Source organism: Streptomyces sp. NPDC059080 (genome assembly GCF_042739975.1).
GTDB lineage: Bacteria > Actinomycetota > Actinomycetes > Streptomycetales > Streptomycetaceae > Streptomyces > Streptomyces benahoarensis.
In genome coordinates this window covers 34477-53756 of the sequence record NZ_JBHYGX010000016.1, presented here as the reverse complement: position 1 = coordinate 53756, position 19280 = coordinate 34477, and the positions used below count along the sequence as shown (strand labels likewise).

The 19280-nt window shown below is 74.7% G+C and carries 17 protein-coding genes; 6 read left to right on the top strand and 11 right to left on the bottom strand.

The genetic code is table 11. From position 1 onward, the window contains the following. Positions 1-69: 69 nt before the first annotated feature. The 6 genes from dhaK to ACFWWQ_RS15485 form a co-directional block, all read right to left on the bottom strand. Positions 70-1062, bottom strand: a complete 993-nt coding sequence (gene dhaK / locus ACFWWQ_RS15510) for a dihydroxyacetone kinase subunit DhaK (protein WP_384596041.1) — start codon at positions 1060-1062, stop codon at positions 70-72. Positions 1063-1469: 407 nt separating this feature from the next. Then, positions 1470-1790, bottom strand: coding sequence for a hypothetical protein (locus ACFWWQ_RS15505; RefSeq protein WP_384596038.1), 321 nt, complete (start codon positions 1788-1790; stop codon positions 1470-1472). Between the two features lie 204 nt (positions 1791-1994). Further along, entirely contained in the window at positions 1995-3065 is a 1071-nt protein-coding gene (locus tag ACFWWQ_RS15500) for an acyl-CoA dehydrogenase family protein (RefSeq protein WP_384596035.1), read from the bottom strand. 76 nt (positions 3066-3141) lie between these two features. Next, complete coding sequence (locus ACFWWQ_RS15495; protein WP_384596032.1) at positions 3142-4164, bottom strand: acyl-CoA dehydrogenase family protein; 1023 nt, start codon at positions 4162-4164, stop codon at positions 3142-3144. Further along, entirely contained in the window at positions 4164-5330 is a 1167-nt protein-coding gene (locus ACFWWQ_RS15490) for an acyl-CoA dehydrogenase family protein (protein ID WP_384596029.1), read from the bottom strand. Before ACFWWQ_RS15490 ends, ACFWWQ_RS15495 begins: the two co-directional genes overlap by 1 nt. After that, the gene (locus ACFWWQ_RS15485) at positions 5330-6178 is read right to left on the bottom strand and encodes an enoyl-CoA hydratase (RefSeq protein WP_384596026.1); all 849 of its coding nucleotides are present in this window, start codon (positions 6176-6178) and stop codon (positions 5330-5332) included. Before ACFWWQ_RS15485 ends, ACFWWQ_RS15490 begins: the two co-directional genes overlap by 1 nt. 79 nt (positions 6179-6257) lie before the next feature. Between ACFWWQ_RS15485 and ACFWWQ_RS15480 the strand changes: the two genes are divergently transcribed. The 3 genes from ACFWWQ_RS15480 (at position 6258) to ACFWWQ_RS15470 (ending at position 9378) form a co-directional block, all read left to right on the top strand. Further along, entirely contained in the window at positions 6258-7424 is a 1167-nt protein-coding gene (locus tag ACFWWQ_RS15480; RefSeq protein WP_384596023.1) for an acyl-CoA dehydrogenase family protein, read from the top strand. Between the two features lie 175 nt (positions 7425-7599). Then, positions 7600-8196, top strand: coding sequence for a TetR/AcrR family transcriptional regulator (locus ACFWWQ_RS15475; RefSeq protein WP_384596264.1), 597 nt, complete (start codon positions 7600-7602; stop codon positions 8194-8196). A gap of 24 nt (positions 8197-8220) precedes the next feature. Next, the gene (locus ACFWWQ_RS15470) at positions 8221-9378 is read left to right on the top strand and encodes an acetyl-CoA C-acetyltransferase (RefSeq protein WP_384596020.1); all 1158 of its coding nucleotides are present in this window, start codon (positions 8221-8223) and stop codon (positions 9376-9378) included. A 43-nt stretch (positions 9379-9421) separates the two neighbouring features. Here ACFWWQ_RS15470 and ACFWWQ_RS15465 read toward each other — a convergent pair whose 3' ends face one another. Beyond that, on the bottom strand, positions 9422-10204 hold the full coding sequence (locus ACFWWQ_RS15465; RefSeq protein ID WP_384596261.1) for an enoyl-CoA hydratase family protein: 783 nt from the start codon (positions 10202-10204) through the stop codon (positions 9422-9424). 119 nt (positions 10205-10323) lie between these two features. Between ACFWWQ_RS15465 and ACFWWQ_RS15460 the strand changes: the two genes are divergently transcribed. Further along, a complete protein-coding gene (locus tag ACFWWQ_RS15460; protein ID WP_384596017.1) occupies positions 10324-11232 on the top strand; it encodes an SDR family oxidoreductase in 909 nt (302 codons plus the stop codon). A gap of 7 nt (positions 11233-11239) precedes the next feature. Here ACFWWQ_RS15460 and ACFWWQ_RS15455 read toward each other — a convergent pair whose 3' ends face one another. After that, on the bottom strand, positions 11240-11416 hold the full coding sequence (locus tag ACFWWQ_RS15455) for a hypothetical protein (protein ID WP_384596014.1): 177 nt from the start codon (positions 11414-11416) through the stop codon (positions 11240-11242). 49 nt (positions 11417-11465) lie between these two features. Beyond that, entirely contained in the window at positions 11466-13505 is a 2040-nt protein-coding gene (locus ACFWWQ_RS15450; RefSeq protein ID WP_384596011.1) for an acetoacetate--CoA ligase, read from the bottom strand. Between the two features lie 313 nt (positions 13506-13818). On the opposite strand from ACFWWQ_RS15450, the gene ACFWWQ_RS15445 reads away from it, so the two are divergent. Then, complete coding sequence (locus tag ACFWWQ_RS15445; RefSeq protein WP_384596008.1) at positions 13819-16227, top strand: glycoside hydrolase family 31 protein; 2409 nt, start codon at positions 13819-13821, stop codon at positions 16225-16227. Positions 16228-16480: 253 nt separating this feature from the next. Then, complete coding sequence (locus ACFWWQ_RS15440) at positions 16481-17305, top strand: M15 family metallopeptidase (RefSeq protein ID WP_384596258.1); 825 nt, start codon at positions 16481-16483, stop codon at positions 17303-17305. A 161-nt stretch (positions 17306-17466) separates the two neighbouring features. Here the strand turns inward: ACFWWQ_RS15440 and ACFWWQ_RS15435 are convergent, their stop codons facing one another. Both ACFWWQ_RS15435 and ACFWWQ_RS15430 read right to left on the bottom strand, forming a co-directional pair. Then, entirely contained in the window at positions 17467-18078 is a 612-nt protein-coding gene (locus tag ACFWWQ_RS15435; RefSeq protein WP_384596005.1) for an ATP/GTP-binding protein, read from the bottom strand. A gap of 233 nt (positions 18079-18311) precedes the next feature. After that, a complete protein-coding gene (locus ACFWWQ_RS15430) occupies positions 18312-19178 on the bottom strand; it encodes an alpha/beta fold hydrolase (protein ID WP_384596002.1) in 867 nt (288 codons plus the stop codon). Positions 19179-19280: the final 102 nt, after the last annotated feature.

Here is a 19280-nt window from a genome sequence, read left to right as displayed (position 1 = left end):
CGGTCGGTGCGGTCGGTGCGGGCGATGCGGGCACCCGGGCGGCGCCCGGGCGCGGGGCGGTGACGCGGCTCAGCGGCCCCACCGCAGCCCCGCGGTCTGCACCGGCGCGTCCCACAGCCGCAACAGCTCCCCGTCCACCTGGCAGAGCGTCACCGAAGCGCCCGCCATGTCCAGCGAGGTCACATAGTCGCCGACGAGGGTACGGGCCACCGCCACCTCACGGTCGGCGAGCCGCCGGTGCACCTCGGCCGCGAAGCCGTACAGCTCCAGCAGCGGCGTCGCCCCCGCGCCGTTGACCAGCACCAGCACCGGCAACTCCGGTTGCAGATCGTCCAGGACGGCGTCCACCGCGACCTCGGCGATCTCCCGGGACGTCATCATCGCGCACCGTTCCCGCCCCGGCTCGCCGTGGATGCCGACCCCCAACTCCAGCTGTCCGGGCGGCAGATCGAAGGTCGGGCTGCCCTTGGCCGGGGTGGTGCAGGCGGCGAGCGCCACCCCGAAGCTGCGGGACGCCCCGACGACCCGCCGGGCGATCGCCTCGACCCGCTCCAGCGGCGCGCCCTCCTCGGCCGCCGCCCCGGCGATCTTCTCCACGAAGAGGGTGGCGCCGGTGCCGCGGCGGCCCGCGGTGAACGTCGAGTCGGTCACCGCCACGTCGTCGTCGACCAGCACACTGGCGACCGTGATGCCCTCGTCCTCGGCCAGCTCCGCCGCCATCCGGAAGTTCAGCACATCGCCGGTGTAGTTCTTCACGAGGAACAGCACGCCCGCGCCGCTGTCCACGGCGGCCGCCGCCCGCACCATCTGGTCGGGCACCGGCGAGGTGAACACCTCCCCGGGACACGCCGCGTCCAGCATGCCCGGCCCGACGAACCCGCCGTGCAGCGGTTCGTGCCCGCTGCCGCCGCCGGAGATCAGCGCGACCTTCCCGGCCACCGGCGCGTCCCGCCGCACCACCACCCGGTTCTCGACGTCCACGACCAGCTCGGGATGGGCCGCCGCCATACCGCGCAGCGCGTCCGCCACGACGGTCTCGGCGACGTTGATGAGCATCTTCAACGGTTCCTCCTGCGGTGAGTCCCGGCGGCCCCGTACGAGGTCCGGCCGGACGGCGGACGACACCGTCCAGTATCGAAGAGCCGGGCCCGATCGGTGGGGCGACGCGGGGATTCCGCCGCCCGGACGGTCCGGAAGATCCGGAGGCGGCGGCGACGGCCCGTCCCGCGGGGCGCAGCGGGTCGTGCAGCCCCCGTTCGGGAAGAGCGTGTGACCGTTGGCGCCCGCCGTCGCGCAGTGCCCGCCGGGTGGCCCCTTCGTGCTGGGCCGGACGGGTGGCGGCCGTGGTGCGGTCCGGGGCCACCCGGCGCACCCGCCCTGCCCGCACACGGAAAACGGCGGCCCGGGGAGATCCCCGGACCGCCGCTGCGGGCCCGCCGGTGGTGGCGGACCCGCGGGGCGTTCGCCCGTCAGCCCTGGCAGCGTGCGGCCTGGTCGAAGTACTCCTGTGCCTTCTGGTCGTAGCTCAGTGCCTGATTCTGGTATTCGTGGGCCTGCTGCATGTCGCCGCGGGCGGCCGCTTCCTGTGCACGGTCCCCGGCCTCCTGGGCCAGGCGCCTGTACTGGTTCCCCTTGTCCCGCAGCTCCTGCGCGTTGCAGGAGGCGGTGGCGGTGGCAGAGGCCGTGGTGGGCTGGGCCGCGCTCGCCGCGGACGCGCCGAGGGCGACCGGTCCCGTCGCCGCCACCGTGACGACGGCTGCGGAGACGAGAACACGCCTGAACTTACGCATGGAATGCACCTTCCGTTGGTGGTGTGTCTGAGGGTGGGCCCCTCGGGGGGAGGCTATCGGCGTGATGGACGCCGAAGGCGCGGGGGGACGGGTGAAGGTGCGTCTGAGTGCGGAAGCCCAACGCAGCTGCGTGGTAAGGCGTTTGACGTGGCATTTGTGTGCGGAGGACAAGTCCGGCGCCCGCTTGCGGAACCCGTCATCCTGTCATCCCGTCAACCCCAGCTCCCCGGCAAGGCGGGCACGGTGCCAGCGGGCGGGGCCCAGGAGCTGGGCGGAGGTGTAGGCGCGTTTGAAGTAGTGGTGGGCTTCGTGTTCCCAGGTGAGGGCGATGCCGCCGTGGAGCTGGAGCATTTCGCCGGCCACTGCCGTGAACGCTTCCGAGCAGGCGGACTTGGCGGCGGCGGCCAGGCGGGGCAGGGCGGGGGAGCGGTCGTCCACGGCGCAGGCGGCGGCCAGGGCGGCGGTGCGGGCCGCCTCGACCTGGACGTAGGCGTCGGCCAGCCGGTGTTTGATCGCCTGGAAGGAGCCGATCGGGCGGCCGAACTGGTGCCGGGTCCCGGCGTAGGCGACGGTGCGTTCCAGGCAGTGTGCGGCGGCGCCGGTCTGTTCGGCGGCGAGGGCGGTGGCGGCCAGGTCCAGAACGTGGGCCAGCACCCGGGTGCCGTCGCCGTCGGCGCCGAACAGCCGCCCCTCGGCCCCGTCGAGGACGACCCGGGCCTGGGCCCGTGTGGAGTCGAGCGGGACCAGGGCCTCGCGCCGGGCCCGCGGGGTGTCGGCGGGGATCTCGAAGAGCGCGACGCCGTGCGCCGTCCGTGCCGCCACTAGCAGCAGCCCGGCATCGGCGCCGTCCAGGACATGTTCCTTGACGCCGGTGAGCCGCCAGCGCCCGTCCGGCCCGGCGACCGCCTCGGTCCGGATCCGCGCCGGGTCCCACGATCCGTCCTCCGCCCAGGCCAGGGCGCCCACCACCGCTCCGGACGCCAGGCCGGGCAGCAGGCGGGCGTGGGCCCTTTCGTCCCCGGTGGCGAGGACGGCCTGCGTGGTCAGGACCGCCGAGCCGAGGAACGGCAGGGGGCTCAGCGTCCGGCCCAGCTCCGTCAGCACCGCATGGAGTTCGCGGGCGCCGCCGCCGGTGCCGCCGTACGACTCGGGGACGCCGAGCCCCGCGACGCCGATCTGTTCGGTCAGCGGCCGCCAGGCGTCCGCGCCGTCGTACCGGGCGAGCACCGCGCGTACCGCGGAGCCCAACTCCCGTTGCTCCGCCGTCAGTCGCACCGTCCACTCCTTCGCTGATACCGCCGTGCCGGTTCCCGTGCCGGTTCCCGTGCCGGTTCCCGTACCGGACCGGTCGTCATGGGGCCAGGACGCGGGCGCGGTGCGCCGCGGGGGTGCCCCAGGCGTCGCGCAGCGCGCGGGCCTTGCGGATCCACAGGGACAGGTCGGGTTCCTCGGTGTAGCCGAGGGCGCCGTGCAGCTGGAGCGCGGTGCGGGCCGCCGCGTACGCCGCCTCACCGGCCGCGACCTTCGCCGCCGGGACGCTGCGGTCGTCCGCCGCGCCCCGCGCCAGGGCGAGCGCCGCCGCGTACACCAGCGGCTCGGCGAACTCCAGGCCCAGCAGCGTGTCGGCCAGCCGGTGCTTGACCGCCTGGAACGAGCCGACGGGCACGCCGAACTGCCTCCGGTCGCGGACGTACCCGACGGTCGCGTCGAGCAGCGCGCGGCCCAGCCCCAGTGCCTGGGCGGCGGTCGCCAGCGCCGCCACATCGGCCGCCCGGTCCGCCGCCGCCCGCACCCGCGGCCCGCGCGCGAGGACGGGCCCCGGGCCCGGCCGGGCCAGCCGCCGCGCCGGATCGGCGGAGCGCTGCACGGGGCCCGCGGACTCCGCCCGTCGCAGCGCGTCCCCCTCGACGACCAGCACCGCGTCGGCCGCGTCGGCGTCCAGTGCGTACGGCTGGGCCGGGGAGAGGAGACAGAGGGAGACGAGGGAGTGCCCGGCCGCGATACGGGGGAGGAGGCCGGCCGGGTCGCCGCCGGGGCGGGAAACGGCCCGGCCCGGACCGCCCGCGGGGGCGTCCAAGGCGGCCAGCAGCGTCGCCGCCGCGACCGTCTCGACGAGCGGGCCCGGCACCGCATGGCGCCCCAACTCCACAAAGGCAGCGGCCAGTTCAACGGGGTGCGGGCCCAGGCCGCCGTCGCGTTCGGGGACAACGAGAGCGAACACCCCAGCGGCGGCGAGCTTCCCCCAGAGGGCGCGGCCGGGCCCCGGATCGCCGGCCGCCCAGGCCCGTACCGCCGCGGGGGTGTCCGCCGCGCCGAGCATGGTGTCCAGCGTCCGGGCGAACTCCCGCTGCTCGCGGTCGAGGAGGAACCGCATCAGCGTCGTCCCTTCGGCAGGCCGAGCAGCCGCTCGGCGATGATGTCGCGCTGGATCTCGTTGGTGCCCGCGTAGAGCGGACCGGCGAGCGCGAAGACGTATCCCTCCGCCCAACGGCCGTGCCCGGGCGCCTCGTCGGCGTCGTCGGCGAGTGCGCCGTACGGGCCGAGCAGATCGAGTGCGGTCTCGTGCAGCGCGAGATCCAGCTCCGACCAGAAGACCTTGTTCAGGCTGGACTCCGCGCCGATCGGCTCCCCGGCGGCGAGCCGGGCGGCGGCCGCATGGGTGAACAGGCGGTACGCCTCGGCGCCGATGACCGCGTCGGCGACCCGGTCGCGCAGCGCCGTGTCGTCCGGGGCGCCGCGCTCGCGCCACAGGGCGGTCAGCCGGTGTGCGGCGGCGGTGAACCGGCCGGGGCTGCGCAGCGTCAGCCCGCGTTCGTTCCCGGCGGTGGACATCGCGACGCGCCAGCCGTCGCCGGGCGCACCGATGACGTCCTCGTCGGGGACGAAGACGCCGTCCAGGAAGAGTTCGGCGAAGGCGGGCTTGCCGTCGAGGCGGCCGATCGGCCGGACCGTCACGCCGGGCGCGTCCAGCGGGAACATCAGATACGTCAGGCCGTGGTGCGGGCGGTCGCCGCGGTCGCTGCGGAAGAGGCCGAAGGCGCGGTCGGCGAAGGCGGCCCGGGACGACCAGGTCTTCTGCCCGTCGAGCAGCCAGCCGCCGTCGGTACGGGTCGCCGTCGAGCGCAGCGCGGCCAGGTCCGATCCGGCCTCCGGCTCCGACCACGCCTGCGCCCAGATCACCTCGCCGCGCGCCATCGGCGGCAGGATCCGCGCGCGCTGGGCGTCGGTGCCGTGTTCCAGCAGGGTGGGGGCGAGGAGGTTGACGCCGTTCTGCGCGACCCGGCCGGGGGCGCCCGCCGCGTGGTACTCCTCCTCGAAGAGCAGCCATGCGGCGATGCCCGCGCCCCGGCCGCCGTACCGCTCGGGCCAGGACACCGCCGACCAGCGTCCGGCGCCCAGCGTCCGCTCCCAGGCGCGGTGGGCGGCGAACCCCTCGGCCGTCTCCAGGGACGGCAGCGGCGATGGGGGGACGTGATCCGCGAGCCAGGCGCGTGCCTCGTCGCGGAACGCGCGCTGCGCCGCGGTGAGATCGAGATCCATCAGGATCCGGCCTCCTTCATGGCGCGGATGTCCATGCCGCCGAGCGCGTCCCGGGAGGTCTCGGCGTTGTGCGCGTGCGCGAGGTGGTGCAGTCCGAAGACGGAGTCGAGGCCGGTGTGCAGGCCCTGGAGGTCCTCGGCCTGGTTGACCGCCCGCTTGGTCAGCGCCAGTCCCATCCGCGGCTGACCGGCGATCCGGGTCGCCAACTCCACGGTGTGGTCGAGGAGTTGGTCGCGGGGGACGACGCGGTTGACCATGCCCAGCTCGTAGGCGCGGGCGGCGCTCATCCGGTCGCCGGTGTAGAGGAATTCCTTGGCGATACGCGGCGGCATCACCCAGGGATGGGCGAAGTATTCGACGCCGGGGATGCCCATCCGGACCACCGGGTCGGCGAAGAACGCGTCCTCGGCGGCGATGATCAGGTCGCAGATCCAGGCCAGCATCAGCCCGCCCGCCACACAGGCGCCCTGGACGCAGGCGAGCACCGGTTTGGGCAGCTCCCGCCACCGTCGGCACATGCCGAGGTAGACCTCGGACTCGCGGGCGTAGCGACTCTCGGCGCCCTTTTTGTCCGAGTGGTCCCACCACAGTCCGGCCGCGCGGTCGAACGGGAGGTGGGCGTCGCGTTCCGGGGTGCCGATGTCGTGACCGGCCGAGAAGTGCGCGCCCGCCCCGGCGAGGACGACCGTGCCGACCGCGTCGTCGTCGGTGGCACGGTAGAAGGCCCGGTCCAGCGCGTAGGTCATCGCGGAGTTCTGGGCGTTGCGGTAGGCGGGGCGGTCCATGGTGATCAGGGCCACCGGGCCCCTGGTTTCGTAGCGGACCGGCTCCGTCGGGGCAGTGGACATCCGCCCTCCTTCCCTAACAAGTGTTTGGTAGGTTAACGTACCGGCCGGTGGCCGTCGAGATCCGTGGGGGAGCCGGCAGATGAGCGCGGTGGAGGAGTTCCGGACACGGGCGCGGACCTGGCTGGACGCGCAGCTCAGCGGCGCGTTCGCGGAGCTGCGCGGCCTCGGCGGGCCGGGCCGGGAGCACGAGGCGTTCGCCGAACGGCTCGCCTGGGAGCGCCATATGGCCGCCGCCGGGTGGACCTGCGTCGGCTGGCCCGAGGAGTACGGCGGCCGCGGCGCCACCCTGGAGGAGCAGGTCGCCTTCCACGAGGAGTACGCGGAGTCCGGCGCGCCCGCCCGGGTCAACCACATCGGCGAACAGCTGGTCGGCCCGACCCTGATGGCGTTCGGCACACCGGAACAGCGCGCCCGCTTCCTTCCGGCCATCGCCGCCGTCGACGAACTGTGGTGCCAGGGCTACAGCGAACCCGACGCCGGATCCGACCTGGCCGCGGTCCGCACCCGCGCCGAGCGGGACGGCGACGCATGGGTGCTCACCGGCCGCAAGATCTGGACCTCGCTGGCCCACGAGTCCCGGTGGTGCTTCGTCCTGGCCCGTACGGAGCCGGGGTCCACCCGCCACCGGGGCCTGTCCTACCTCCTGGTGCCGCTGGATCGGGACGGCGTCGAGATCCGGCCGATCACCCAGCTCACCGGCACCGCGGAGTTCAATGAGGTGCTGTTCGACGGCGCCCGCACCGACGCCGGGAACCTCGTCGGCGAGGAGGGCGGCGGCTGGGCGGTGGCGATGGCCACCCTCGGCTTCGAACGCGGCGTCTCCACCCTGGGGCAGCAGGTCGGCTTCCGCCGCGAATGGGAGGCGCTGGCCGCCCTCGCGGTCCGCACCGGCGCGGCCCGCGACCCGTTGATCCGCGACCGGCTCACCCGCTCCTGGATCGGCCTGGAGACCATCCGCGGCAACGCCCTGCGGATGCTGGAGGGCGCCGCCGCCGGGGCGCCGGGCCCGGAGGCGTCCCTCGGCAAGATCTACTGGGCGACCTTCCACCGTGACCTGGGCGAACTCGCCATGGAGATCCGCGGCGCGGACGGGACGCTGGCCGCCGGGGCGCCGTACGACCTCGACGAGTGGCAGCGGCTGTTCCTCTTCTCCCGCGCCGACACGCTCTACGGCGGCTCCAACGAGATCCAGCGGAACATCATCGCCGAGCGGGTGCTGGGACTGCCCCGGGAGGCCCGGCCGTGACGGGTGCCGCACGGCGCCCGGATCCGCTCACCGGCCCGCGGGCCGCCCCACGCCGGACCGTCCGCCCCGCTCCGTACGCCTCCCGGCCCGGCCCGGTCCCGTCGCCGCGCGGGCGGGGGACGACAATGGCGGTGTGCCGAAAAGCAATGCGCCCGACAGCGGCAAGAAGAAGACGATGACCCCCTCGCCCGCGCGGCGCCGGGAACTGCTCGGCGTGGCCGCCGACGTGTTCGCCGCGCAGGGGTACAACGCCACCACCGTCCGCAAGATCGCCGACGCGGCCGGGATGCTGGCGGGGAGCCTCTACTACCACTTCGACTCCAAGGAGTCGATGCTCGACGAGATCCTCTCCACCTTCCTCGACGAGCTGTGGGCGGGCTACGGCGCCGTCCTGGCCGCCGGGCTCGGCCCCCGGGAGACCATCGAGGCGCTGGTCACCGAGTCGTTCCGGGAGATCGACCGGCACCACGCGGCGGTCGCCATCTATCAGAAGGAGTCCCGCCACCTCTCCGTCCAGCCCCGGTTCACCTATCTCGCCGACTCGCAGCGGAAGTTCGAGAAGGCGTGGCTGGGCACCCTGGAGCGCGGCGTCGCCGACGGCGTCTTCCGCGCCGACCTGGACATCCGCCTCACCTACCGCTTCGTCCGCGACACCGTCTGGGTCGCCGCGTCGTGGTACCGGCCGGGCGGACTGCACAGCCCCGACGAGATCGCCCGGCAGTACCTCTCGATGGTGCTCGACGGCATCGCCCTCGGGGAGCGCACCCCCTGACGCACCTTCCCTGAGGAGCCCCCGATGCCCGAGGCGTATCTCGTCGAAGCGGTCCGCACCCCCGTCGGCCGACGCGGCGGCGGGCTGTCCGCCGTCCACCCGGCGGACCTCGGGGCGCAGGTGCTGACGGCCCTGATGGCGCGCTCGGGCGTGGACCCGGCCGCCGTGGAGGACGTCGTGTTCGGCTGCGTGGACACCGTCGGACCGCAGGCGGCGGACATCGCCCGCACCTGCTGGCTGGCGGCCGGACTGCCCGAGGAGGTGCCGGGCGTGACCGTCGACCGGCAGTGCGGCTCCTCCCAGCAGGCCGTCCACTTCGCCGCGCAGGGCGTGCTCTCCGGCACCCAGGACCTGGTCGTCGCGGGCGGCGTCCAGAGCATGTCGCAGATCCCGATCGCCTTCGCCAGCCGCCGGGCGGCCGAACCGCTGGGATTCACGGAGGGTCCCTACGCCGGATCGACGGGCTGGCGCGAGCGGTACGGGAACCGGCCCGTCGACCAGTTCCACGGCGCCGAACTCATCGCCGCGCAGTGGGACATCGGCCGCGAGGAGATGGAGGAGTTCGCGCTCCGCTCGCACCGGCGGGCCGCCCGCGCCCTCGACGAGGGCCGCTTCGACCGCGAAACCGTGCCGTACGGCGCCGTCACCACCGACGAGGGCCCGCGCCGCGACACCAGCCTCGCGAAGATGGCGGCGCTGGCCCCGCTGACCGAGGGCGGCCGGCTCACCGCCGCCCTCGCCTCCCAGATCTCCGACGGTGCCGCCGCCCTCCTCATCGCCTCCGCACGCGCCGTCCGCGACCACGGGCTGACGCCGCGCGCCCGCGTCCACCACCTGTCGGTGCGCGGCGAGGACCCGATCCGGATGCTCTCCGCGCCGATCCCGGCCACCGCGTACGCGCTGCGCAGGGCCGGGCTGACGATGGACGACATCGATCTGGTGGAGATCAACGAGGCGTTCGCCTCCGTGGTCCTCGCCTGGCTGCGGGAGACCGGCGCCGACCCGGCGAAGGTCAACGTCAACGGCGGCGCCATCGCCCTGGGCCACCCCCTCGGCGCCACCGGCGCGAAGCTGATGACCACGCTCCTGCACGAACTGGAGCGCACCGGCGGCCGGTTCGGCCTCCAGACCATGTGCGAGGGCGGCGGCCAGGCCAACGTGACGATCATCGAACGGCTGTGAGGGGCGGGGGTTGTCCGGGGCGGGCGTACCGTTTCCGCGACGCTCAGTCCCGCGTCTCCCGCGTCTCCCGCGTCTCCCGCGTCTCCCGCGACGCCACGAACGCCTCCCGATGCCGGTCCGCGATGCCGCTGAGGTTGGCCTCGAAGGTGAAGCCCTGTTCGAAGCGGTAGCTGCGGCGGACGTCGACCGGGTCGATGCCGTTGAGCGCCGCCTTCGCCAGCCGCAGCAGCGCACCGTCCTTCGCGGCGATCTCCCGCGCCAGCTCCAGCGCCGCCGCCCGCAGCTCCGCCCGGGGCACCACCCGCCACACCGAGCCGTGCGCCCGCAGCTCCTCGGCGGTGACGGTCCGGGACGTGTAGTACAGCGTCCGCATCAGATGCGCCGGGACCAGCCTGGCCAGATGGGTCGCGGCGCCGAGCGCCCCGCGGTCCAGCTCCGGCAGGCCGAACACCGCGTCGTCGCTCGCCACGATCGCATCGGCGTTCCCGGCCAGCCCGACCCCGCCGCCCAGACAGAACCCCTGGATCGCGGCGACGACCGGCACCTCGCAGTCGTAGACCGCGGCGAACGCCGCGTAGCAGCCGCGGTTGGCGCCGAGCAGCGCGGTGTGGCCGGGCGTGCGCTGCATCTCCTTGAGGTCGACGCCCGCGTTGAAGCCGCGCCCCTCGGCGGCCAGCACCACGCAGCGCGCCCCGGGGTCGGCGCCCGCGGTGCGCACCGCGTCGGCGAGGTCGTACCAGCCCTGTACGGGAAGGGCGTTGACCGGCGGGACATCGACGGTGACGACGCGGACGCCCTCTTCGGGACGGGAGACGGAGACACCCATGAGGCGTTCGACCACCTTTCCATCTAACGTTTGTTAGGTACGCTAGCAGCTCGACGGAGGGCGGCGGAGGGGTCAGGTCCCGGATTGAGCGCCGCCACCAGCGGACGGAAGGGAACGCCATGGCCGGACTGTGCGCGCAGCGCGTCGTCGCGATCACCGGAGCCGGACGCGGACTGGGCCGCGCCCATGCGCTCGCCTTCGCCGCCGAGGGGGCCCGGGTCGTCGTCAACGACCTCGGCGTCGGGCTCGACGGGACCGGCGCGGTCACCGGGCCCGCCCGGCAGGTCGCCGAGGAGATCCGGGCCCTCGGCGGCGAGGCGGTGGCGCACGGCGGCGACATCGCCACACCCGAGGGCGCCGCCTCCCTCGTCGCCGCCGCGCTGGATTCCTTCGGCCGCCTCGACACCCTCGTCAACAACGCCGGATTCCTGCGCGACCGGATGCTCGTCAACCTCAGGGAGGACGACTGGGACGCCGTCGTACGAGTCCACCTCAAGGGCCACTTCCTGATGCTCCGGCACGCCGCCGCGTACTGGCGGGCGGAGGCCAAGGCGGGCCGCACCCCGCACGCCCGGATCGTCAACACCAGCTCCGGAGCGGGGCTGTTGGGCAGCGTCGGGCAGGGCAACTACGCGGCCGCCAAGGCCGGGATCGTCGGGCTGACGCTCGTCGCCGCCGCCGAACTCGCCCGCTACGGCGTCCAGGTCAACGCCCTCGCCCCGGCCGCCCGCACCCGGATGACGGAGCACGCCTTCGCTGAGACGATGGCGGCGCCGGCGGCGGGGGAGTTCGACGCGATGGCCCCGGAGAACGTCTCCCCGCTCGTGGTCTGGCTCGGCTCCGCCGACTCGGCGGGCGTGACCGGCCGGGTCTTCGAGGCCGAGGCCGGACGCATCACGGTCATGGAGGGCTGGCACCCCGGCCCGGGCGACGACACCGGCGCCCGCCGCACCCCCGCCGAGGCCGGTGCCACGGCCCGCCGCCTGCTCGCCGCGGCCCGGCCGCCGCTGCCGGTGTACGGGGCGTGAACGGCCGTCAGGCCGCGGGCCCCGGCCGTCCGGCCAGATGGCGGGCGGGCGGTTCGCCGCCGCCGTGGACGGCCAGATCCGCGCCGTTGATGTATCCGGCCGCCGTGCCCGCCAGGTAGAGGCAGGCGTCGGCCAGGTCGGAGGGGAGGGGGGGGGGGGGGCCGCGGGGGACTTCACTTGTCACCGAGAGTAATCGTGGGGTCTGACAACGGCGGGTGGAGCGGGTCCGGCCGTTACTGTGCGCGGTCGTCGTTCCGGGTGCGGCGGCCGGCGGCGACGCGTTCGTAGAATCCGAGGAGTTCCAGGTTGTCGACGGAGCCGGGGTTGACGGCCTTGTCGAGGGGGGTGCCCTGGAGGAGGCGTTTGACGGGGACCTCGATGCGCTTGCCGGTGAGGGTGTGGGGGATGCCGGGGGCCTCGATGATGTCGTCGGGGACGTGGCGGGGGGAGAGTTCGGTGCGCAGGGTCCGCTTGATCCGGTCGCGGAGGGCGTCGTCGAGGGTGGCGCCCGGGGCGAGGTGGACGAAGAGGGGCATCCAGTAGCCGCCGTCGGGGAGTTCGAGGCCGATGACGAGGGATTCGCGGATCTCGGGGAGGCGTTCGACGACTTCGTAGATGTCGGAGGAGCCCATGCGGACGCCCTGGCGGTTGAGGGTGGAGTCGGAGCGGCCATGGATGATGACGCCGCCCCGGGAGGTACGGGTGATCCAGTCGCCGTGGCGCCAGACGCCGGGGTAGGTGTCGAAGTAACTGTCGTGGTACCGGCTGCCGTCGGGGTCGTTCCAGAAGCGGACCGGCATGGAGGGCATCGGGTTGGTGACGACGAGCTCGCCGACCTCGTCGATGACCGGGCGGCCCTGGGGGTCCCATGCCTGGAGGTCGGTGCCGAGGCTGGGGGCCTGGAGTTCGCCGATGTGGACGGGGAGGGTGGGGACGGCCCCGGCGAAGCAGCTGCAGACGTCGGTGCCGCCGCTGACGGAGGCGATCCAGAGGTCGCCGTCGCTCTCCCGGAAGGTGTCATGGAGCCAGCGGAAGCCGTCGGGGGGCAGCGGGGAGCCGGTGGTGGCGACGCAGCCGATGGCGGAGAGGTCGAGGTCGCGGGCGGGGTGGATGCCGGCCTTGCGGCAGGCCATGACGTAGGCGGCGGAGGTGCCGAAGAGGGTGGCGCGGGTGGCTTCGGCGATCCGCCATTGGGCGGCGATGTCGGGGTGACCGGGGCTGCCGTCGTAGAGCACGATCGTGGTGCCGGTCAGGAGGCCGCCGACGAGGAAGTTCCACATCATCCAGCCGGTGGAGGTGTACCAGAAGAAGCGGTCGCCGGGGCCGAGGTCGCAGTGGAGGCCGAGCTGCTTGAGGTGTTCGAGGAGGATGCCGCCCTGGGACTGGACGATGGCCTTGGGCAGGCCGGTGGTGCCGGAGGAGTAAAGGACCCAGAGCGGGTGATCGAAAGGGACCTGTTCGTAGGCCGGTTCGGCTTCGTTGGTGGTCAGGTCCGACCAGGTGAGGGCGCCCTCGGGGGCGTCGGTGCCGAGCAGCGGGATGTGGACGACGGCGCGGAGGGTGGGGAGTTCGGCGCGGAGTTCGGCGACGGTGGCGCGGCGGTCGTGCTCCTTGCCGCCGTAGCGGTAGCCGTCGACGGTGAACAGGACGACGGGTTCGACCTGCTGGAAGCGGTCGAGGACGCTGCGAGCGCCGAAGTCGGGGGCGCAGGAGGTCCAGACGGCGCCGACGGCGGCGGTGGCGAGGAGGGCGGCGACGGCCTGCGGGATGTTGGGGAGGTAGCCACTGATCCGGTCGCCGGGACGGACGCCGAGGTCGCGCAGGGCGGCGGCGAGCGAGGCGACCTGGTCGCGGAGGTCGGCCCAGCTGACGGGGGTGACTTCCTGGCGCTCGTCGGTGTACAGCAGGGCGGGGGTGGCGGCGCGGTCCGGGTCGTCGGCGGTGCGCAGGGCGTGCTCGGCGTAGTTGAGGGTGGCGCCGGGGAACCAGCGGGCGCCGGGCATGCTCCGGTCGGCGAGCACGGTGTCGTACGGGGCGGCGAAGCGGACGTCGAACCAGGTGGCGACCGCCTGCCAGAAGGCGGGGAGGTCGTCGGTGGACCAGCGGTGCAGGTCGGCGTAGCTGCGCTGCGGGTCGCCGGGGGTGGCGGCGGGCGCGCCGTGGTGGGTCGCCGCCCATGCCTGGAAGCGGGTGACCTGTGCGCCGTCGATGCGGTCCTGGCCGGGCTGCCAGAGGGGCGCCGGCTGCTGGGCGGGGGGCGGTGCGGTGGTCATGTCGAAGCTCCCGGACGGTACGCGTGGTGGGCGTCGGCCGCGCCCGGCGCGGGTGCGGGGGTGGCGCGGCCTTCCTGGACGATGCCATGTGATCGTCCTGTGCACCAGGGTTGACCTGTGGGGCAGTGGTCACCCGAGGGTGCGGGGCGGGTTCGTGGTACAGGCGTGACCTGGGGTGCGGTCCGGTCGCGGGCGCGTCCGGTGGCCCCGGGGTGTGGGGGGTTCGGCCGTCGGGCGGCGCCCGGTGGACGCTCAGGTGAACGGAAGTTGAACGTCCCTCGGGTTGATTGCCGGGAATGACAGTCTGAGCAGCATGAACGGGCGTGATCTGGTGCGGTCGGTGCGGACCGTCGGTGCGGCGCAGGGGCTGCGGTCGGTGCGGGCCGCGTGGCGACGGCGGAGGGCGGACGCGGTGACGCTGCCCCGGGGCGGGCGGGAGCGGGCGCGGGTCCCCGGGGAGGCCGAGGGGGCCGAGCCGCAGCCGGGCGGTGGGGTGATCCGGTTCGCGCGGTCGTCGCTGCGGGTGCGGGTGGCGACGGGCGGTGCGGTGTTCTGCGGCTGGGACGGGGCGGCGCCGGAGCCGTCGTACGCGCTGGCCGGGTGCCCGCAGGCGGATGCGCGGGCGGTGCTGGAGCCGGACACCGAGGGCGGCTGGCGGGTGGTGTCGGAGCGGGTGACGGTGGTGGTGTCGCGGCACGGCGCGGTGGAGGTGCGGACGCCGGGCGGGGTGCTGCTGCGGCGGGAGCTGCCACCGCGGTGGTGGGACCGTACGGATCCGGGCGGCGGGGCGGCACCGGGTGCGGATGCGGCCGGTCCGGAAGGCGGCGGGGCGGACACGGAGCCGGCGGGCCCCGGGGACGGCGGAGCCGGTACGGAGGGCCGTTCGCGGTGGGTGCAGCGGTCGGAGGTGGCGGCGGACGCGCGGTTCTTCGGGCTGGGGGGCCGGGCGGCGGGGCCGCGGCTGCGGGACGGGGCGTACCGACTGTGGAACACCGCGCCCGGGGGGCCGGGCGGCGCCGCGGAGGACCGGCTGACGATGCCGGTGCAGCTGGTGGTGGCGGACGCCGGGACGCATCTGGTGTTCCACGACAACTCCTGGGACGGCTGGGTGACGTTGCGGGAGGGCCTGGAGGGCGCGGGGTCGGGGCACGACCGCCGGGGGGCGTGCGCGCTGCGGATGGACGGCGGGCCACTGCGGTACTGGGTGCTGGTGGGGACACCGGCCCGGGTGCTGATGGGGTGGACGGCGCTGACCGGCGCGCCGCTGCCGCCGCCGCGCTGGGCGTTCGGCCCGCAGCACGCGCTACGGGGTGGCGCCCCTCGGGTGCGGCGGGCGGTGGCCGCCCATAGGGAGCACGGGCTGCCGCTGGCCGCCGTCCATCTGGAGCTGGGGCCCGGGGCGCGGCGGGAACGCGGCGGTGAGCTGCCGGAGAGTGCGGAACTTGCGGATCTGACGCATGAGTTGCGGGGCGAGGGGGTGCGGGCCGTGGCGGTCGAGGGCCCGGCGGTCCGGGTGCGCACGGGGGCGCGGGAGTACGACGGCGGGGTGACCTCCGGAGTGTTCGTGCGCGATGCGCGGGGCCGGGAGGTACGCGGGGTGGCGGGGCCGGGCGAGTCGGTGTTCCCGGACTTCACGGATCCGGCGGCGCGCGCCTGGTGGGGCGGGCGGTCCGCGGAGCGGTGGGCGCAGGGGTTCGCCGGGGCGGGGCACGATCTGGCGGCTCCGGTGCCGTTCGCCGCGTGCGGGGAGGTGGCGCTGGAGCGGTCGGCGCGCCATGCGCTGGAGGGGCGCGGCGGCGACCACCGGGAGGCGCACAACGTGTACGCGCTCCAGATGGCGCGCGCCGGGCAGGGCGTGGGGGCGGCGGGCTTCGGGGAGCGGCGGTTCGCCTTCTCCCGTTCGGGGTGGGCGGGGCTCCAGCGGTACGGCGGGGTGTGGTCGGCGGACGCGGTGGCGGACTGGCCGGGGCTGCGGGCGTCGCTGGCGCTGGTGCTGGGCCTGGGGCTGTGCGGGGTGCCGTACAGCGGGCCGGAGGTGGGGGGCAGGGGCGCGGCGGAGGCGGAGCTGTATCTGCGGTGGTGTCAGCTGGCCGCGTATCTGCCGCTGTTCCGCACCAGGGGCGACGCGGGGCCGTGGGGGTTCGGGGCGGAGGTGCTGGCGCATGTGCGGGCGGCGCTGGCGGAGCGGGAGCGGCTGGTGCCGTACTTCGCGACCCTGGGGCAGCTGGCGCGGCTGACCGGCGCGCCCTACGTGCGGCCGGTGTGGTGGCGTACGCCGCACGACCGGGCGCTGCGGGACTGCGAGGACGCGTTTCTGCTGGGTGACGCGCTGTTGGTGGCGCCGGTGCTGGAGCCGGGCGCGCGGACTCGGGTGGTGCGCCTGCCGCGCGGGCGGTGGTACGACACGGCGACGGGGCGGGCGTACGACGGGCCCGGGCCGGTGCGGCTGGCGGCGCCGCTGTCGCGGATACCGGTGCTGGCACGGGCCGGGGCGGTGCTCCCGGTGACGGGCGCGGGCGGCGCCACGGAGTTGGAGGTCTGGGCGCCGGTCGCGGGGCGCAGGGGCGGCGGGCTGGTCGTACCGGATGCCGGGGGCGAGCACCCGGAGGTGGCCCGGTTCGTGACCTGGCTGGAGCGGGGCCGGGTGGTGGTGGAGCGTCAGGACGGCGGCGCGGTGGGGTACTGCGTACGGGTGCGGGGGGCGGGGGCGGCGGAGGGGTGAGACGGGCCGGGGACGGCGCGGGGCCCCGGAGGTACGGCGTCCGCCTTGTGCCCCGGGTGGCCGCCGTGTCCGGGAAACGGCCGGTCACCAGGGCCGATGCTCCCGGTCCGCCGGTGTCGATCACGGTAAGGGGTTCCCCTCGTCACCCCTGCACTGGCAGACGGTGCCCATGCCGGGAATGCGAGAGGTGCGTGATGCAGAGGTGTCCGGAAGAGCCGAGGCACGGGGCGGGGCGTCCGGGGCGGGAAGGCGGCTGCGGCGGCTGGTCCGGGGGCTCACCGTGGGGCTGGCCGCCGCGTTGACGGTGACCGTGGTCCCGGCGGGTGCGGTGGCCTCTCCCCCGGAGGGCGGGGCGCGCGGTGGGGAGCCGCACGCCCCCGAGGAGTTCGTCGCGCTGCGGACGGCGGACCCGACGATCATCCAGGAGATGCGGTACTTCACGCCGCACGACTTCATGGGCGTACGGGTCACCGGATACCGCGAGCCGGCCTGTCTGGTGACCCAGGACACCGCCGACGGGCTGCACCGGGCGCAGCAGGCGTTCCTGCGGCGCGGCTACTCCCTGAAGGTGTACGACTGCTACCGGCCGCAGCGCGCCGTGAACCACTTCGTGGCCTGGGCCAAGGACCTCGACGACCAGCGGATGAAGGGCGAGTTCTACCCCCGTATCGACAAGTCGACGCTCTTCCGGGACGGGTACATCGCGGAGAAGTCGGGGCACAGCCGGGGCAGCACGGTCGATCTGACGCTGGTGAAGCTGCCCGCGCTGCCCACCCGGCCGTATGTGCCCGGTGAGCCGCTGTCGCCGTGCTACGGCCCCAAGGAGTCGCGGTTCCCCGACAACTCCCTGGACATGGGCACCGGCTTCGACTGCTTCGACACGCTGGCGCACACCCTCGACCCGCGCGTCAAGGGCAAGCAGCGGGCGAACCGGCTGCTGCTGAAGCAGGGCATGGAGCAGGCCGGTTTCACCCACTATCCCTCCGAGTGGTGGCACTACACGCTCACCCCGGAGACGTTCCCGGACACCTCTTTCGACTTCCCGGTGTCGTGGCGTTCGGTCACCGGGCGGCGCTGAACCACCGGGCGGAAGGGGTGGACCGCCCGGACCCGGAGGCCACCGGGGCGCGGCGCGGGCGTCCGGCTCCCGTCCCCGGCGGCTGAGGCCGGGCCGGGCCGGGACCACCGGACGGCGGGGTACGAGCCAGGGGCGAGCCGGAGGCCGACGCGCCCGCAGGCTCAGGACAGGGCGGGTTCCCGCTGCTCGGTGCTGATCCGCATGGCGTGCTGGACGACGGTGATCAGCACGTCCCGGACGGACTCCTTGCTCCGCGCGTCGCAGAGCAGCACCGGCACCGCGTCGTCGAGGTCCAGCGCCTCGCGGACCGTCTCCGGGGGGAACTGCTCCGCGTCGTCGAAGCAGTTGACGGCGACGGTGAACGGCAGCCCGCGGCGTTCGAAGTAGTCGACGGCGGCGAAGGAGTCGGCGAGCCGCCGGGTGTCGGCGAGCACCACCGCGCCGAGCGCACCGAGCGCCAGCTCGTCCCAGAGGAACCAGAAACGGTCCTGCCCGGGCGTGCCGAAGAGGTAGAGGACCAGGGCGTCGTTGACGGTGATGCGGCCGAAGTCCATCGCGACGGTGGTGGTGGTCTTGCCCTCCACGCCGTCGAGGTCGTCGACCGGGCGCCCCGCCTCCGTGAGCCGTTCCTCGGTGCGCAGCGGTTTGATCTCGCTGACCGCGCCGACCAGCGTCGTCTTGCCCACGCCGAAACCGCCCGCGACGAGGATCTTCAGGGTCGTCGGATCGACGGCTGACGACCGGCGGCGACGCTCAGAACGCCCGAGGACCATGGGTTGTTTCTCCCGAATGTGCCGATGGTGCCGCAGAGACCCACGGCGCCGTGCCGTGGGGGCCGGCGAGCGGCCTGCGGATGCTGAGGAACGGTACAACGTACGCCCGGCCTCGCCCACTTGTGCGGCGGGCCCGTCCGGACCGGGCGGGCGGGACGTCCGTAAGTGTCCCGAAAGGCGCGCGAGGCGCCGGGCGGCGGACGGCCGGAAACCGGCGCCCGCCGCCCCAGGGGTCAGGAATGACGGCCCAGGTGCTCGACGAGGAGCGTGGTGACCCGGTCGGGCACCTCCTCGGGCAGCCAGTGGCTGGCGCCGTCCAGGGCCTCGAAGCGGTAGGGCCCGTCCACCCACTCGGCGGTCAGCTCGGCGGCGGTGCGGCCGAGGGCGATGTCCTCGGTGCCCCAGACGTAGAGGGCGGGCACGGTGATACGGGCGGCGGGCAGCGCGAAGGTCTCCGCGGGCGCGCGGTACCAGTTGAGGGAGGCGGTCAGCGCGCCCGGCTCGGAGAGCCGCCGGATGTTGGCGTCGACGAGGGCGTCCGGCACATGGCCGCCGAACGCCTGCCGCATCAGGGCGGCGCCGTCGGCGAGCAGGCTCTCCTCGGCCGTGCCCGGGGTGCGGAAGAGGCCCACGTACTCGGACCGGGCCTGCTGGTCGGCGTCCTCGGTCACCGCACGCCGCAGCGCACCGGGGTGCGGCGTGGCCAGCGAGGTCACCGAACGCAGGCGGCCGGGGTGGGCACCGGCCAGCACCCAGGCGAGCAGACCGCCCCAGTCGTGGCCGACGACGTGGAAGCGGTCCGCGCCCTGGGAGTCGGCGAACGCCAGGGCGTCGGCGACGAGTTCGGTGACCGCGTAGGAGGCGACGCCGCCGGGGCGGGCGCCGGGGGCGTAGCCGCGCTGGTCGACGGCGAGGGCACGGTAACCGGCGGCGGCGAGGCCGGGGAGCACCTCGGACCAGGAGTCGGCGAACTCGGGCCAGCCGTGCAGCAGCAGCACGAGGTCGCCGTCGGCCGGACCGGCGGCGAGGGCGCCGTGGGTGTGCGGGCCGACCTGGATCTCCAGGTGTTCGAGGGGGTACGGCGACGTGTCCGCGGTCATGTCGGCTCTCTTCTCGTAGGACCCCGACCGGGGTGATGGTGCCTCAAAAAGACATTAACAACGGCACGTTGACGGGACGGAGCCGGGCCGTGGCCCGGCGCG

Bases quoted from the DNA above. Each gene is read 5' to 3' on its own strand.
- ACFWWQ_RS15505 (WP_384596038.1), bottom strand. From the start codon at position 1,790: ATGCGTAAGTTCAGGCGTGTTCTCGTCTCCGCAGCCGTCGTCACGGTG.
- ACFWWQ_RS15495 (WP_384596032.1), bottom strand. From the start codon at position 4,164: ATGCGGTTCCTCCTCGACCGCGAGCAGCGGGAGTTCGCCCGGACGCTG.
- ACFWWQ_RS15490 (WP_384596029.1), bottom strand. From the start codon at position 5,330: ATGGATCTCGATCTCACCGCGGCGCAGCGCGCGTTCCGCGACGAGGCA.
- ACFWWQ_RS15485 (WP_384596026.1), bottom strand. From the start codon at position 6,178: ATGTCCACTGCCCCGACGGAGCCGGTCCGCTACGAAACCAGGGGCCCG.
- ACFWWQ_RS15480 (WP_384596023.1), top strand. From the start codon at position 6,258: ATGAGCGCGGTGGAGGAGTTCCGGACACGGGCGCGGACCTGGCTGGAC.
- ACFWWQ_RS15475 (WP_384596264.1), top strand. From the start codon at position 7,600: ATGACCCCCTCGCCCGCGCGGCGCCGGGAACTGCTCGGCGTGGCCGCC.
- ACFWWQ_RS15470 (WP_384596020.1), top strand. From the start codon at position 8,221: ATGCCCGAGGCGTATCTCGTCGAAGCGGTCCGCACCCCCGTCGGCCGA.
- ACFWWQ_RS15465 (WP_384596261.1), bottom strand. From the start codon at position 10,204: ATGGGTGTCTCCGTCTCCCGTCCCGAAGAGGGCGTCCGCGTCGTCACC.
- ACFWWQ_RS15460 (WP_384596017.1), top strand. From the start codon at position 10,324: ATGGCCGGACTGTGCGCGCAGCGCGTCGTCGCGATCACCGGAGCCGGA.
- ACFWWQ_RS15450 (WP_384596011.1), bottom strand. From the start codon at position 13,505: ATGACCACCGCACCGCCCCCCGCCCAGCAGCCGGCGCCCCTCTGGCAG.
- ACFWWQ_RS15445 (WP_384596008.1), top strand. From the start codon at position 13,819: ATGAACGGGCGTGATCTGGTGCGGTCGGTGCGGACCGTCGGTGCGGCG.
- ACFWWQ_RS15435 (WP_384596005.1), bottom strand. From the start codon at position 18,078: ATGGTCCTCGGGCGTTCTGAGCGTCGCCGCCGGTCGTCAGCCGTCGAT.
- ACFWWQ_RS15430 (WP_384596002.1), bottom strand. From the start codon at position 19,178: ATGACCGCGGACACGTCGCCGTACCCCCTCGAACACCTGGAGATCCAG.